This window comes from Donghicola eburneus (assembly GCF_900115865.1).
Classification (GTDB): domain Bacteria; phylum Pseudomonadota; class Alphaproteobacteria; order Rhodobacterales; family Rhodobacteraceae; genus Donghicola; species Donghicola eburneus.
Window position 1 is genome coordinate 1 of sequence record NZ_FOXY01000016.1, and the last position, 16,115, is coordinate 16,115.

The following is a 16,115-nucleotide window of genomic DNA, read 5'->3' on the forward strand; positions in this document are numbered from 1 at the left end:
TGACAAGTTACGTAATTTTGTACCGTATTATCCATAAAAACCCTCCATATCTGGACGGCTCCTTCTCAAAGAAACAGAAAACAACATCTACGAGGACGATCGCGCGGCGCTTACTCGGGAGCGGGTCCTTGATTTGCTGGTTCTGGTCTCTCAGCTGTTGCACCAGACGCCGAAATCCAAGGGCAAGATCTACGCTGTGCACGCGCCTGAGGTGGACTGTATCTCCAAGGGCAAGGCACGGGTCCGCTACGAATTCGGCACAAAGGTCAGCATTGCGACGACCATCGCTGAGGGTTTCATGGTTGGCATTCGCGCAATGTCGGGCAACCCACAAGACGGGCACACCTTGAACGAGGCGCTTGAGCAGGTTGAAACGCTCACCGATCAGCGTCCGGACCTGGCCGTGGTCGACCGCGGCTATCGCGGGCATGGCATCGAGAAAAGCATGGTTCTGATATCTCGCCAGCGTCGCGGCCTGACACCATCACTAAGACCCTACTGCGACGGCGCCGCGCAATCGAGCCGGAAACCGGACACATGAATGTCGATGGTCGTCTCGTCCGCTGCCCCCTGAAAGGAATTTCTGGCGACGCGATCTTCGCCGTGCTGTGCGGCTGCGGTCACTACATTCGCAAGATACTCGCCCACCTCAGGGCGCTTTATCGCGCCATAATCACCTAGGTACTGGTGGAACTTCTCTGGCAAGAACTCCAAAATACAGGGCCTCAAACCGCCTGAGCGCGTTGTTCGATGCCGACTACTTCGAAAGATTAATGTGGCTGTGAGTAAGATTGTGCTCGATATTGAACCCATCGGCTTGGCTTGAACGTTTTGTAGGCTGCGTTGGAAGTTGCTTGCGAGAATGATAACGTTGGTGATGCGGATCTCGAGACACAAGGCTGAAATTGGAGCAATTAGGGATGGATCATCCAGAGCACGCGGTCATTCTTTTGGTCGAGGACAATGAAGGTGACATCGTCATTACGGAATATGCGATGCGCCAAGCGAAACTGGTCAACCATATGATGGTTGCCCGCGATGGGGACGAGGCTTTGGACGTGCTGTTCAAGCGTAATGGCTTTGAGGACGCTGCAACGCCAGATTTAATCCTTCTCGATTTGAACTTGCCCAAAACAGACGGGTTTGAAGTTCTAAAAACGATAAAGAGCAACAAAACACTAATGAGGATTCCGGTGGTTGTTCTTACTTCGTCCAGCGCGGATATTGATCGCATCAAGAGCTATGATCTGCACGCAAATTGTTTCGTCGCCAAACCGGTGAGATCTTCGGAGTTCATTCATGTTGTGCAGAAAATCGAAGCGTTCTGGTTCAGAATCGTCAAACTGACGCCCAAGTCAGATTGACGATGAAAAGCCGTTCTGGGTGGTCAGATTGTGCAGATGCACTTGTACTTCAGAGTACATTACGTGGGACTAGGGTATATATAGCAAGGTGTTAGTTGGTATGGAATTCCAGAGTTGTTAGGGCTGTACCCGAGCAGTAACCCTCTATTTTGTTAGAATTATCAACTTATGGTAAAAAAATGTTGAAGAAAATCACTGCTGTAGCTCTTTGCACTATTGCGTTCACTGCGCCTCTCAAGGCCGAGACGAAGACGGAAATTCAAATCGCTGATAAGGTCACCGTAAAGTTTAAAGCAGGAAAAGATACCGCAGCGGATACCCAGAAAGTTTCTAAGGAAGAAGCTGAACAAATTAAGGCTGAGCTTGAAGGGGCTGGCGCCGAAGTCGAAGTCAAGTGAACGACCTCTACTAAAAGAGCTTTGCCGAGAGCGTTATGCTCTTGGCTTGTTGGATGATTTAAACCCCTGAAAAACCATATCCACCGCCCGTGTGATTTCGTCCTGGTGGCCCGACAGGTCACCCACCGCAGGGCCGAGCGCCGAGGTGCGCACAGCAGCCCTGGACTAGACGATCATCACGAACTGCCTGTCATCCAGCGTGATCATCGGGGTGAGGTGGGTGGTGGGCTTTGGTCCATCGGCACAAGTGGGGCGACAACAGAGGTGGTCCTAGAAATTCGACCAGTTTGTCACCGTGCTAAGCTATAGCATTGGTTTCATTTCAGGCGGCAACCTTCAAGTCCGGAGATCGTCTATCATAGGCCTCGCCCGGCGTCATGATCCCATGTGATAAGTGCGGACGTCTTTCGTTGTAATATGTGATCCAGTTGCCGATCCCGTTCCGGGCTTCGGAGCCGGTTTTGAAAGCATTCAGGTAGATGCATTCGTATTTGAGTGATCGCCACAGCCGCTCGATCATTCGGTTGTCGATCCAGCGCCCCCAACCATCCATCGAGATTTTGACCTTCGCATCGCGCGACACGTCTGTGAAATCGGTGCTGGTGAATTGCGAACCTTGGTGGGTATTGAATATCTCGGGCGTGCCGTATCGGGCCAACGCGTCTTTCAATGCCTCGACGCAGAACCCCGCGTCCATGCTGTTCGAGAGCCGCCAGCTCAGCACCTTCCGGCTGTGCCAGTCCATGATAGCCATGAGATAGAGAAATCCCCGGCGCATGGGGATGTAGCTGATGTCAGCACACCAGACCTGATTGGGTCGGGTGATGGGTAAGTCTTTCAGAAGATATGGGTATATCTTGTGCTCCGGGTGCTTCTTGCTGGTCTTTGGCTCCTGAAATATCGGCACCAAACGCATGAGTTTCATCAGGCGCCTGACCCGATGCCGCCCGCATTTATGTCCCTGCCGCTGCATATGGCGGGCCATTTGCCGGGCCCCATACCACGGCGTCTCCAGAAACTGACGGTCGATGATTTCCATGAACTTCAGGTTCTCGGCGCTTTCTCCGTGTGGCTGGTAGTAAAGGGTCGAGCGTGCCAACGACAGCAGGCTGCATTGCCGCCGGACGCTGAGATCAGGATGCTCTTTCTTCACCGCTTTTTGCCTCCAGTGCCGAGGATGAGACTGGAGGCTTCCGACATCGTAGCAGCGACCGTGGCCCCAGTGGGGCCGCGAAAGCGCTGCGGAGCATCCCGTTCCACGACCAACTGGCCGATCTTGGCGTGCAGCTTTTCGACCTCTGCCGCCGATATCATCGGTTCAGCGGTCGCCTGGCCACTGAAGGCCTGTGCCATGTGCTCAATCGCGGTGTTCGTCAGGAAAACAGCGCCCCACGCTGTTTTCTATTCCTCCTCACTCCAGCCGCTGATCATGGTGGGGTGGATGTCATACTTCTTGGCCAACTCGGCCGTCGTCAGCTCCTCGCGGATGGCTTCCAGAGCCACCTTCGCTTTGAACTCCGCCGAATAGCGTTTCCGTTTGGTCATTTCTGTGCGTTCTTCCTCAGGCGCTTAACACCTGGTCCGAAATCCCGCGACCACCTCTGGGACACGGGTGCGGGTCACGCTGTTCAGCGGGTTGCGTCGCACTACCTGTTTCCAGACCGCTACGGACGGCGCTGCAAAGGCATGTACTGACCCACAGATTTCCTGCTCATGCTATAAAGAGAGCAGGCAGCCATGAGTAAGAGTATTGACGAGACAGTCAAGCGCTGGATAGCGAAGCGAAAAACCGCGCTGGTTATCGCGATCATTCAGGGCAAAACTACCGCGGCGGAGGCCAGCCGGGCCTACGATCTGACACCGTCCGAAATCGAAGGCTGGGTCGACGATGCGAACAAGAGGCCGAGGAGGGCTTCGAGTACGAATTTACATCTGTGTTTCTGATATCGGGGGTCGGATTATCGGAACACGCAGGACGCAACGCTCCCACATTATACACGGTTTCGGTCAAATCTGCCGCTGGCAAGCCGCTGATCAGCAATGATGGCGATACGTATCCGGTATGACTTAAGAGCAGAAATGCCACTTACTTAAGCCTATCCTTAAACTTCTGTGGATGGACTAGGAGGCTAAATTGCCATCAAGCCAATCCAGCAATTACCTATAGCTTCCGGTAAACCATTATTCCTCCCAGTTTCGGAATGAAAAAGATGCTATGTCGTATGGTCTTGAAAATATATCTTCTTTCCATCCTCTTGAAAAGAACACCATGCTCGACAATGGACACTGTGCTCCTGGATCCAGAACATTATCTGTATCGATTTCTCGTTGTGCTGCGCACTTCCTGCAAAGACACTTATATCTGATCTACTCTGAAGCTGTGCACTTTTGGCCTGAATTCCAACATCTGAAGCGCCGATCCTAGCCGATTTAAACGGTCCATCGCAGGTAAGGCGAACAGAAATGGCACCATCATCTAGTGAGAGTATTGTAAAGAAAGTTGGCACTAGGTTGCGTTGGCATTTAGTCATCGGGATAAAGAACGCTGTCTCCTTCATGTTGTGCTCTCCTGCTCCTTACACAAGGTGTGCGTTAACGGGAACTTTCTTTGAAGTAGGTGAAGCATTATGCTCGTTCGAAAATCCAGTTTTCGCAATGGGTCCGCCTCCCAACGCCGCAGCGTTCGTTCGCTGACGTCTATCGCGTTTGCAAAATCAGCTCGAGAAATCCTTCGACTTTCATAGAAAGCAACCAGATCGAAATTCTTGTACTCCCCAGTTATCGCCTTGATAGCTTCTTGTTCCACCATATAAATTTTCCTTTGTGATAATTAAGTTGTCATCTATATTTATGTCCCACCACTTTAATTTTTCGTTAAAACAAGAGCTTCGCCCCAAACTGGAGCGAAGCTTTTCTGTCAGGCGCTATAAATCCCCACATAGAGCAAACTTGGCAAAGAGACGCATGCTTATATTATTACTTTCAAAGGCTCTCTCAAGCATCACAGCCTCCTCTGGCGAAACCCGCTTCTTTTTTTTCTCCCATTTGGTTCCCGAATAAATAACCATATACAATTCGGATCTTCGCTTACTCAGCCACCATATCTCGTCACTGATATCAATATCGCCTTTAAGTTTTCGCTGAGCTGCTTCAATGGATTTGTTTGCTGTCATTCTTCCATCTAGCCCAGGGCAATGAAAAAGGATGGGTTTGATCTTGATCTTTGCCTGTTTGCGTTTGGTGTTAGTCATTTTCGCTCCTTTATAAGCTTTAATGCCCGATGGATTGACTAAATGGATGCGTCCGTCAAACAAAAATTTTTGCGTTCATGTATAGGTAAATAAGAAAGTGAATTTCATGTAATGCTAAACTTATCTGTACTTTGCGAGGATATTTAATTTTCTAGCAGAATATGGAGGAGATGCTCATATGGGAAATGAAATCGAACCGAGGTCTTCAATGTGATTCGGATACAATAGGTGCTCAAGCACGAGCTATTTTTCGTATCTGCATGTTGAAGAATAATGGGGTGCGAGTGATTAACTTTTGAGGAAGCTAGTTTTCTCGAACCTATTTTTCACAGGCGCTAGAAAGTTTCCCAGATATCTTGGCGTGAGGGAAATAGGTGCTTCTACCTCTTGAGACACTCAAGTGATGCATCTTGCCAACTGAAAGATGGTCCGAGGAGACCAAGCTTGATATGCAAAATGGCGGGTTCAGTGAGGCAGATCTTGCCGTAAAAAAGTTATACCATGGCGCTCTTAAGTCCTGGAACTAAAAACAGATCCTAGGTTTCTCACACAAGCGGACCCAAGACGCGATGCCTCATTTAAAAACTCGAAAATTCAGACTGACACTTCGTTAGCCGCTAGGCCGTGTCGAAACAGTTGCGTCTGAGAGCGCGCTGATGGCGCTTCAAGTCGGTATCTTCAAGTAGTCAAGCTTGGCCTTGACCTGATGATGGAAGAGGATAGGGCATCCCTTGAAAGGTTGATATGGACTGGCTTTAGCCCAATAGGCGCATGCAGATCGATGAACGCCTTATTCGTGATGGGATATGCGGGATGTACTGAAATGGTGTCCTTTGGCCTGAGCAGACCGAGTAGTTCAGCAACTGTTCGATATTCTATCAGCAGTTCTGAGGTTGGCCTCTGGTTGGGCCGTGGGAGGATATCGTGGGCGTATGATAACAAAGCGGGCAGTGCCGATCGTCTGCTGATGATCTATGGCTCCGTGATCCCCGCGATTATAAAGGAGCAAATGCAAAAGGGATCAAAGGCTTCTGCAGATCCGCCGGTTGATAATTTATGGCTCTGATTGTGCAAAGAACTCGCGGTCAGACCGCCGGCCGTCCGTGATCGGGCTTCGCGACCATGAGCCATCTTCCGATTAGAACTGCAGGCCTGCCCGTGAAAGCCGGGATCATTCCATGTCAGATTTCCGATGACACAGTCTTTGATCTGGTACCGGCCGATAATCTGCCAGAGCCGAGTATCCAGTCACCCGATAGAACCTACGCTAAGGCATGGCTCGTTCTCGTCCAAATCCCTCTTTGCAATGGAAGAATTTCTTACGTGGGCGCAGTTTATGCCCTGTATTTGCGGCGCAGCTTGCTCGGGCGGTGTTTTAAAAAACCGATGAACGCTCATCAGGTGAAACACTGCGTCGGCAAGGCCGATGAAAGCTTCGGCGGCTTGAGAGACCTTTCCCCAGGCCCTGGCTACGGTCTCTGATCAATATGAACTAGGCCTGCTCAGGGGTGTAACAGACACTATTGTGCAGCACCTTGCAGCAGATATCGGACCTGAAGGCTTTGTCTGCGTCGTCCCCAGAATGGAAGGCACGTGTTGTTGGTGAGCGTTTGTGGCGGCATCCGTTCGCAAGTTGCCTAGTTGGACACCGCCACCTTCAAAAGTTTAGAACTTGTGTTCCACAGCAAGACGCATGCCCCGCTGCACGTTCTCGTCGGTGCGATCTACGTTAAACCGCAGCTCGAACACGCTGTTTCCGTCGCGTGATATGCTAGACAGACCAAGCTCCATCCCGTTGCCGCAACTTTCAGTGGTCCCGCCTGACATAACGCGCTCGCATGAGAGGGTAGGGGCCATTGTCACGATCGAATTCATACGTGTTCCGGCATCAGCGAGGACAGGCACCCGAATTTGCGGACGGAGGCGAACTGTCGCGATAGAGACTTCATCGCCCTTGAGCACAAGGCCTGTGTCGGTGATTCCGTAAGCACGTCCTGTGACTTTTGCATCAGGCCGCGAACTATGGGCATAGGTCGCCGAGATTTCGGGCCAGAAGTCGAAGCGTTCGAACCCAATCGTCCCCGTCAGCGCAGCACCAACAGTCGCTGTTCGGGTCCAATAGTCACCTTCCAGATTCAGAACGTCATCGCTGATGGCCATCTGTGTACGCCCGAGACCAAACGACATAAAGCCATCTGCAAAAAGGCTCTCGCCGAAGGATTTCAAGGCATAAGCACCGATGCTGGCTTCCAGTCCCGAGAGTGTGCCCTCATACGTTCCGGAAAGTTCAGATCGGTCCGCTGCACCGCCGATGAAGTAACCAAGCATCAGATCTTCGCGCACCATATGTTCCCATGCGACACGCGCGTTCAGGCTAAGTTTCAGTTGCTCGTCGTCCTTGGCTTGGACATCGAAATCCCCGAAGAACACACGGCGGAAACGACCATCATCGGACCCGACTTGGCTGAAGAAACGACCGTCGGTTTCGAATGATCCGCGCGATGCTTCGACAGACCCATCGACGTTGAACGGAATATAGTTTTGCCCGACAAAGCTTAGGGCGCGTCCACTCATCAGTTGACGGCTTTGAATGAAGCGGGTGCTGGCATCGCGGGTCAGACGAATATTGGTCGACAGCTGGCTGCGCAGGTTCTGGCTCATCGAAGTGCGCAGGTTGGATTTCACCTCTTTGGTGCGGGTTTCCATGGCGCTTTCCGGCGATCCAGCGCTGACGGTGAGTGTGTTGGACGCAGTGTTGCGGTTTCCGCCCGCGTCTTTGGCAACGCCGGAGGCAATCTGTATGGAGACGTCCGATCCCAGTTTCGGGTCTACCTCGAAGGTATAGGATACGCCGGATCCCGAGAAACTGCCCGAGACCACCTCACCATTGGTGACAGAGATATCTTTGGCGGCGAAACCCGTGACGTTTTCTGTGAAGGTGGCGGTGACTTCAAATGCACCGGTCACCAAAGACGTCGGGCCAGTCAGAACAACATCGGGAACGACAGTGTCGTAATCGAGCGTCAAAACTGCTGCGGCGCCTGCATTCCCCATTGCATCGGTGTACTCGCCCGCTTTGACCCGGATCTTCGCAGTGCCATCCCCAGCCGCATCCGGTGTGAATTTAGCAGTGTAGACCTTGGGGTCGCTATCCGTGCGCAGTTTTCCAAGAGTACCGTTGCGGACGATGATGTCGCGCTTGGCAAATCCGGTTGGTGCCTCACTGAAAGTGAAGGTGATCCTCGCGGTTTCACCTGCCTTGAGAGCGGTTCTGCCAGAACTAATGGTGAGCGTTGGTGCGGCAGTGTCTACCGACACCATCATGCTGTCACCCGTTCCCCAATTGCCTGCCGCATCACGGTAGACCGCGTCGCTGATGCCGATTTCGACAGTCTCGCTAGCATTGCCCGACGGAGTAAACTCTGCCCAATACACAAGCGGATTGCTCCCGTCCTGTGTGATCCCTGAGAGCGAACCACTGGTTGCCCAGATGTCGTTGCTCGTGAACTTCTTTGGGGCTTCGCTGAAGGTGAAGGACACCATAGACGTCTCTCCCGCTTTGAGGCTGGGGGAGAGGACGTTCACCGCGACGGTCGGTGTGATGGTGTCTAGCGTCAGGGTCAGCGCGGCTGCCGTGCCAGCGTTGCCCAGGGCATCAGTGTAGCTGCCAGCTGCGACAGAGATTGCGGCGGTGCCAGTAGAGTCTGCATCGGGCGTAAAGGTCGCTGTGTAAAGCGTAGCATCGCTATTATCGACCGAGACTGATGACAAGCTGCCATTGGTGACAGTGATGTCCGCATCAGCAAAGCCCATCGGCGCTTCGCTGAAATCAAAGGTGATCACAGTCGTTTCCCCAGAGACGAGTGCCGTGGCCGCAGCCGTGATACTGAGACTCGGTGCGGCGGTATCTAGGGTCAGGCTCAGCGTGCCTGCGCTGCCGTTGTTGCCAACGCTATCGGTATAGCTGCCTGCTGCAACAGAGAGCATCGCCGACGTTGCAGTTTCGGTGTCAGGAGTAAAGGTGGCGGTGTAAACCTTGGCGTTGCTGCTATCGACTGTGATCGAAGACAGGGTCCCGTTTGTGACCGCAATATCTTCGTCTGCAAAACCGTTTGGCGCCTCGCTGAACTTAAATGTTACCAGCGCCGTTTCACCTGCAGCAATTGAAGAGGTATCCGCTGTGATGTTCACACTTGGTGCCTCGGTATCGATGGCCAGCGTCAAGCTGCCCGCACCGCCAGCGTTGCCGGACGCATCGGTGTAGCTGCCAGATGCGATAGAAATTGCTGATGCTGCAGCGGTTCCAGTGTCCGGCGTGAAGGTCGCCGTATAGATTTTGGCGTCGGTGCCATCGACTGCGATCGACGACAGGCTGCCATTGGTTACAGCAATGTCCGCGTCCTCAAAACCCGTAGGTGCCTCGCTGAAGGTAAAGGTCACGAGCGCTGTCTCGCCAGAAGACAAGGACGCTGCGTCCGACGTGATTGTCACGCTCGGCGTGGTGGTGTCGATGGTCAGGCTCAGGCTCGCGGACCCGCCCGCATTTCCTGCGCCGTCAGTGTAGCTGCCCGAGGCGACGGCAATTGCCGCAGCGCCAGCGGTGTCTGAGGTCGGCGTAAAGGTCGCAGTATATAGGGCCGCGTTCGATCCATCTACCGTCACACCAGACAGGCTGCCGTTCGTGACTGTGACATCCGCATCGGCGAAGCCAGTCGGTGCTTCGGTGAAGGTAAAGGTCACAAGGGTCGTTTCGCCCGACAGCAAGGTTGATGCGCCAGATGTGATAACCAAGGTAGGAGGCGTTGCGTCCACCGAGATATCAATGCTGTCACCGGTGCCCGAGTTGCCAACCCCATCGCTGAACGCGCCATCTGAAATGGCGATCGTGGTGGTTACCGTGGTGGCGGTCGGCGGCGTGTAGGTCGCGGTGTATGTATCCGACCCCACATTTACCAAGGTCGAAAGGCTGCCTGCGCTGACAGAGATGTTGCTGTCCACAAACCCGACCGGAGTCTTGTTGAAGGCAAAAGTCAGAACAGTCGTCTCGCCGGACTTCAGCGCAGAGGCCGCGGCTGTGATGGTCACAGTCGGGATCAACGTATCAATGCTGATGGTCGTGCTGTCGCCTGTGCCGTCGTTTCCAGCGTCATCGCTATAGGCTCCGGTTGCGACCGTGATTGTCGCGGTATCCGTTGTGCTCGCACTTGGCGTGAACGTGGCGGTGTAGACCATCGGATCAGAGGTCACGGTGACGGTCGAGAGAGTCCCTTTGGTGACGGTGACCTCGTCGTTGGTGAAACCAGAAGGCGCTTCGTCGAAGGTAAAGGTCACGGACGTGGTCTCGCCCGCTTTGAGCGACGAGCTTGCCGTTGCGATGGTCAATGACGGCGCTTGGGTGTCCACATCAAGGCTCGCGCTGTGTCCGGTGCCGCTATTGCCTGCGGCATCAAGGTAATCGCCAGAGGATACGCTGATTGATGCCGAACCTTCGGTGTTGGTCGAGGGCGTGAAGGTCGCTGTGTAGACGCTCGAGTCACTGGTTACGGCAACGCTGGACATCGTGCCGTTGGTGGCGCTGACGTCGGAATCCGTGAATCCGGCAGGGGCCTCGCTGAAGGTAAACGTGATCACAGCAGTTTCGCCGGATTTGACTTCGGACACGCTGCTGCTGATGGTCAAGGTCGGGGCCAAAGTGTCGATACCGATGGTTGTGCTGCCCGCGCCACCTGAGTTGCCTGCGGTATCAGTATACGCCCCTGCGCTAACGCTAATAGACGCTGTTGCCTCTGTGTCGTCAGAGGGTGTGAAGGTTGCCGTGTAAACCTTGGTATCGCCCGTCACGCCAAAGGCAGAGAGCGTTCCGTTTGACGCCGTCACATCGGCTTCTTCAAACCCAGTCGGCGCCTCGTCAAAGGTAAAGGTGAGGGTGGTTGTTTCACTCTCCTTCAATGTCCCGAGTACGCTCGTGACCGTCAGGCCTGGCGCTGTGGTGTCGACGACCAACGCCTTGTTCGCGCCGAGCGATCCCGATGCGGCAGGAGAGGGTAGCGTCAGGTCTGCATTGTTGCCGCCGCTGTTCTGGATAGTGCCGCCATTCAAGGCAAGTGCACTGGTCGAATTATAGTCCAAATCCGACGCCGTCTCGCCTGAGCCAATAGTGTAGTCGAAGGTCAGCGTGGTGGTGCCGGAACCGGATGCGTAATCGACCACGGCATCAGTGCTGCCCGTTTCCAAGGTCAGCTGGGGGGTGCCAGTCACAGTCACTGCTTGGTCAAAGCTGACCTGAATACTGATTGCGCCGCCCTGATTGTACGATCCATCCGAAGTGCTGGAGGTGACACCAGTGATGATCGGCGCGCTGGTCGCCGTCATTTGCGAGCTATCGGCAGTCGAAAGTGCGCCGGACGAAGCACGCAGATTAAAGGTTTCATTCGCGGTGCCCGATGCTGTGTAGGTCAACTGCATCGACGTGAACGTCGCAACGCCGGAACTAGGCGTGATCGAGACGGTCGCGCCGTTGCCATCGGTATCGCCAGTGGCCGTCATTGTGGCAGACCCCGCGCCGTTTACTTCGGACAGGGTGACATCCGTACTATAGCCGGTATCGACCAGATCATTGCCATCGACCGCTTGGACCACGGGAACGGTGGTTAGGGTCATCGCCGTTGCAGAGCGCACGGTAAGTGGTGCGGGCTGTGTGTTGAACACCAGTTTCGTGGCCACAACGTCAGAGGTCAGACTCCCTGCTGCAACAGACGTCAGGTCCGTGTCGACACCGTCTTGGTCGTTCGCCGTCAGCGTGAACGATTGTTGGTCTGCCGTCGCCGTGTAGGTCAGCGCCGTAAAGGTCGCCACGCCGCTCACTGCTGAAACGCTATCCCCACTCAGCGTACCCGCAGAGGCTTCGGTCAGGGTCACCGTTTCAGTAAAGTCGGTGTCGGTGATGTTGTTCGCGTCCACCGCTGCAACGACGGGTTGCGTGCTCAGGGCAGATCCACTCACCGATCCGGCAGGAGATGTGGTGAAAATCAGTTTGGTTGCAACAACGTCAGAGGTGACGCTGTTCGCATCCGTGGTCGGCAGGTTGGACCCGACGCCGTCCTGATCATTTGCAGTCAGGGTAAAGGATTGCCCATCTGCCGTTGCCGTATAGCTGAGACCACTAAAGGTCGCCACACCGCTGGCGGCTGTCGCAGTGTTGTTGGTTAAGGTGCCGGCAGAGGCTTCGATCAATGTGATGGTCTCGGTAAAGTCGGTGTCGGTGGTACCATCACCATCCACAGCTTTGACAACGGGCTGTGTGGTCAAAGCTTCGCCGCTGACGGACCCCGCGGGCTGGGTGCTAAACACCAATGCGTTCGCAACAACGTCAGAGGTGAGGCTGCTGGCATCCACGCTCGGCAGGTCACTTCCGACGCCCGCTTGATCATCAGCGGTCAGGGTAAAGCTTTCGCCGTCCGCCGTTGCTGTGTAAGTGAGCGCGGTAAAAGTGGCGACGCCGCTGATGGCTGTCACCGAAGCGCCGCTCAAAGTACCGGAAGAGGCCTCTGTCAGAGTTACAGTCTCGGTGAAATCGACGTCGGTGTTGCCAAAGGCATCGATCGCTTTGACAACCGGTTGCGTTGTCAGAGCCGATCCGCTGACCGATCCTGCGGGCGCTGTGCCAAAAGACAGAGCCGTCGCCGTCACGTCGATTGTGGAGCCTACACCATTCGTCACTGCTGATGTGCTGCCCATCTGGGTGCCGCTGCCTCCGACAGTCAGATCAGTGTCGCCATCAACGGACAGAATGAACGTGCGGTCTTCGGTCAGGCCCGAGTTGTCATTGTAATACGCGTTGATTGTGTAGGTCTCGCTGGCACCATCCGCGACCGAAATCGACAGGCTAGAGAACGTGATCGTGTCAGCACTCGAATTGTACGTGCCCGTCACATTGCTAGCGTCGTTGCCATTCAAGCGCCAAGTGACTTTGCCGCGGTCGCTGTCGGTCGAGGTGCCCGTCACGTTGACCACGATCTGGCTGACGTCCAAAGATAGTCCGTCACTTGATCCGCCATCGGACAGGGTGAAGTCAAAGATATCAACCGCTTCGCCGACTGTGTCGATGGTTGTGTCGATCCCGACAGGTTCTGTCACCGTGGCCGAAGCCGTCAGGTCACCGTCACTGTCCTGGGTGGAAGATGCGGTGAAGGTGATGTTCTTGAGATGGATTTCATTAACATCGAAATCTCCACGATAGTTGTAGATTTCAATTCGCCGTACGCTCGTGAAAGCTGTCAGAGACACTCGCGAACTTAAATTTGTGTCACTACCGAAATCCGATATCGGATTCGAAGCTGTCGCAATGCGATTGTTCGAACTATTATACCCTTCGACTTCAATGCCGTCGAACCAATCATCACGGTAGGTGATCTCGGAAATATCTACATCTTCGGAGAATGTGACAATGATCCGGCCCCCCATCCAAGGATCACGCGCCGAGACATAGGTGCCGTCATAGTCTAGAGAGTCGATACTACGTGTGAAAGTGAGCGTCGTACCATTCACAGAGGTGCTCAACGTGGATCCCGACGACGGACTAACCCCGGTAAACGCCTGCGCCTGACCTACAAATGATGTGCAAAGCAGAAGCGCTGACAGGACCAGCGACGAGAAAGCCTTGGTCAAGAAATCGAGCGAAATACGTTGTAGCATGGAGTTTACTCTCAGAGCAGCATGAAGCATGGCGCCCGAACAAAACCGCGGGCATTCGCGGCCAAGCTACGGTGCAACCAGAGGCTTCAAAACACGGCCATATTCTTGCGAAATCTGACCGTCTGGTTTGTTTTCGATCTGAAAGATCGCCGCGCCTACCACATCGGGTAGGCCGCTCAAGCGCCGAAAATACAAGGGCTTAACTAGGGTGGTTTTACGGCAACCCGTACAGACCCACCCATAGTGATGTGACCACCCGTGATCCACAGGATAAAATGGCAGCCCGCAACATACCTCTGCCCCCTCTGCCTGTGATTGAGGGTGCGGCCCACAAGGTTACCCTTTGAACGTTACGTCGAAGGGGACTCCAATGCCGATCAACACACTCGAACTCAACCTGGATGGGAGCAGCGACTTTGACACGCTGTGGGGGACAGACAGCTGGGATCAGGGCGGCTGGAAAGGCTACCTGAGTATCTTTGACGAGACGGTGGGCAACCATCTGGTCACGACGGCGAATTTCAGCGGCGAGAATTGGACAATCGCGGCGCTGCGGTTCGGTGCAGAGACCGAAAACACCGCCATTCTCCAAGACACCGATGATGGCGAGGGGCGGAACATCCACTATCTGAAGCTCGGCGATAACTCCGAGGTTGAGCTGATCTCGACCCGCGTGCGGTTCATCGAAGGCTATGATGGAGATTTGCATGATATTACGCTGGGGTCGGCAGACACCAAGTCGATCTCTCTCGACGCGGCGGTGAATCGAGTGACGACCGGGTCGGGCTATGTCGGCGATATGAACCTGCGTGGCGACGACACGGTCGTGGTCGGGACGGGCGGCGCAGGCCTGATCAAGGTTGGGGATGGCGTGAACTCGGTCACGGTAAACTCGGGCTACGTGACATCGGTGGCATCGTTCCGAGACTCCCGCAATACGATCGAGATTAACGACGGCGGCATTGACCAAGTCACGCTGAGAACCGGAACCCATACCATCAGCGTGAACGAAAGCAACATCGGTGGCTTGACGGTGTATCGTGATGGGGCGACCACGCTAGAAAGTACAAACAGCACGATCCAGCAGGCCTCTCTGGGATCAAGCGATGATAGTGTGACGCTGGACGATGCTTGGTTAGGTACCCTGCGCCTGCGTGAGGGTGACGACAGCGTAATGCTCACCAATACCGCGCGGCTCGGGACGGTCAGCAGCTCTGACTTCGCGGATATTACTGTGAAACGCGACTCTCGATTGAATTATGTCGAGATTGAGGGCGACTCTGAGATTGATGTGCAGGACACCAGCCAGATTTACAGCATAAAAGCCTATCGCGGCGACCAACTTATCACTGCGGACAAAGGCATGATCGAGACGATCCATGGCTACGACACCAACATGACAATGTCGATCGGCAGTGGCGGTGTGGGCCAAATTCTCCTGACTGGAGACTCGATTAATGCCCATGATATCCACGTTGACGGATGGCTCGGTTCTCTTCAAATCCATAACGAGGCCAAAGTTGATCTGACATTGGGCGCGAGTGGCGCTGGCACGGTAAACCTGTCGAGTGCGGACGACACTGTCACCACTGGCAGCGGGTATGTGGATTACATCCGCACCGGCGATGGCGCGGATCTGGTGACCATGGGGCAGGGGGGTATCGCTAACGCGTCTTTGGGACGGGGCGACGATGTCATCAAGGTGTCAGAGACCGACCCGAATTACCTGCTATCCGTGCGCGGGCAGTCGGGGTCAGACACGATTGACCTGTCGTCCTTTGACACCAAGCTGATCTTTTCTCTGGCGCAGAAAGGCGCGGCGCAAAATTTTGCCGCGCCGCGCGCTGCGGATGACTTGGAAGGCAAAGGCTGGCTCCAAGCGGTGAGTGTCGAGAACCTGATTGGTGGGTCGAACAACGACAAGCTCACAGGGAACACCGCCGACAATATTTTGCGCGGCGGCGCTGGCGGTGATGTCCTGAAAGGCGGGGGCGGCGCGGATACAATTATCGGGGGCAGCGGTCGCGACAAGCTGTACGCAGGCAAGGATGGCGATGCTGATACATTCGTCTTTGAAAGCGCCGATGACAGCGCGACAGGACGTCAGCGTGACATGATTATCCAGTTCGATAGCGCAGAGGATTACATCGATTTAAGTGGCATCGACGCCGACATTCGCACCAGCGGCAATCAGAGCTTTGACTTCTCGGGGAGCGCGGCAGGCAACAGCGTTTGGCTGCGCGACACGGGCAAGCACTTTTTGGTATCCGCCGATGTGGACGGTGACGGGAACGCGGATTTTGAAATCTTGGTAAAGAAGATTGGCTCTATTGGAGAGGATGACTTCTTGCTCTGATCTGCATGGCGTGACCTGTTTAACGGGTCACACATGACCTGCGCGCGCAGGC

At 54.5% G+C, this 16,115-nt stretch carries 6 protein-coding genes and 2 pseudogenes; 5 read left to right on the forward strand and 3 right to left on the reverse strand.

The window, feature by feature from the left end; all coding sequences use genetic code 11:
* Positions 1-115 precede the first annotated feature (115 nt).
* The 3 genes and pseudogenes from BM225_RS19025 to BM225_RS21980 all read left to right on the forward strand — a co-directional run.
* Positions 116-681, forward strand: a pseudogene (locus BM225_RS19025) (transposase); the annotation flags it as partial.
* 239 nt (positions 682-920) lie between these two features.
* The gene (locus BM225_RS19030; RefSeq protein WP_092465210.1) at positions 921-1,364 is read left to right on the forward strand and encodes a response regulator; all 444 of its coding nucleotides are present in this window, start codon (positions 921-923) and stop codon (positions 1,362-1,364) included.
* 179 nt (positions 1,365-1,543) lie between these two features.
* On the forward strand, positions 1,544-1,762 hold the full coding sequence (locus tag BM225_RS21980; RefSeq protein WP_092465211.1) for a ribosomal protein L7/L12: 219 nt from the start codon (positions 1,544-1,546) through the stop codon (positions 1,760-1,762).
* A gap of 322 nt (positions 1,763-2,084) precedes the next feature.
* Here the strand turns inward: BM225_RS21980 and BM225_RS19040 are convergent.
* Positions 2,085-3,307 (reverse strand): annotated as a pseudogene (locus BM225_RS19040) (IS3 family transposase).
* 192 nt (positions 3,308-3,499) lie between these two features.
* Between BM225_RS19040 and BM225_RS19045 the strand changes: the two are divergent.
* Positions 3,500-3,706, forward strand: a complete 207-nt coding sequence (locus tag BM225_RS19045) for a DUF1153 domain-containing protein (RefSeq protein WP_092465212.1) — start codon at positions 3,500-3,502, stop codon at positions 3,704-3,706.
* Positions 3,707-4,686: 980 nt separating this feature from the next.
* Here BM225_RS19045 and BM225_RS19060 read toward each other — a convergent pair.
* Positions 4,687-5,013 carry a hypothetical protein gene (locus tag BM225_RS19060; RefSeq protein WP_092465215.1) on the reverse strand — a complete coding sequence of 109 codons (327 nt, stop codon included), beginning with the start codon at positions 5,011-5,013 and terminating at the stop codon, positions 4,687-4,689.
* 1,665 nt (positions 5,014-6,678) lie between these two features.
* Positions 6,679-13,707, reverse strand: coding sequence for an Ig-like domain-containing protein (locus BM225_RS19065; protein WP_092465216.1), 7,029 nt, complete (start codon positions 13,705-13,707; stop codon positions 6,679-6,681).
* Between the two features lie 370 nt (positions 13,708-14,077).
* On the opposite strand from BM225_RS19065, the gene BM225_RS19070 reads away from it, so the two are divergent.
* Positions 14,078-16,063 (forward strand): calcium-binding protein, encoded by a 1,986-nt coding sequence (locus BM225_RS19070; protein WP_092465217.1) that lies wholly within the window; start codon positions 14,078-14,080, stop codon positions 16,061-16,063.
* Positions 16,064-16,115 lie beyond the last annotated feature (52 nt).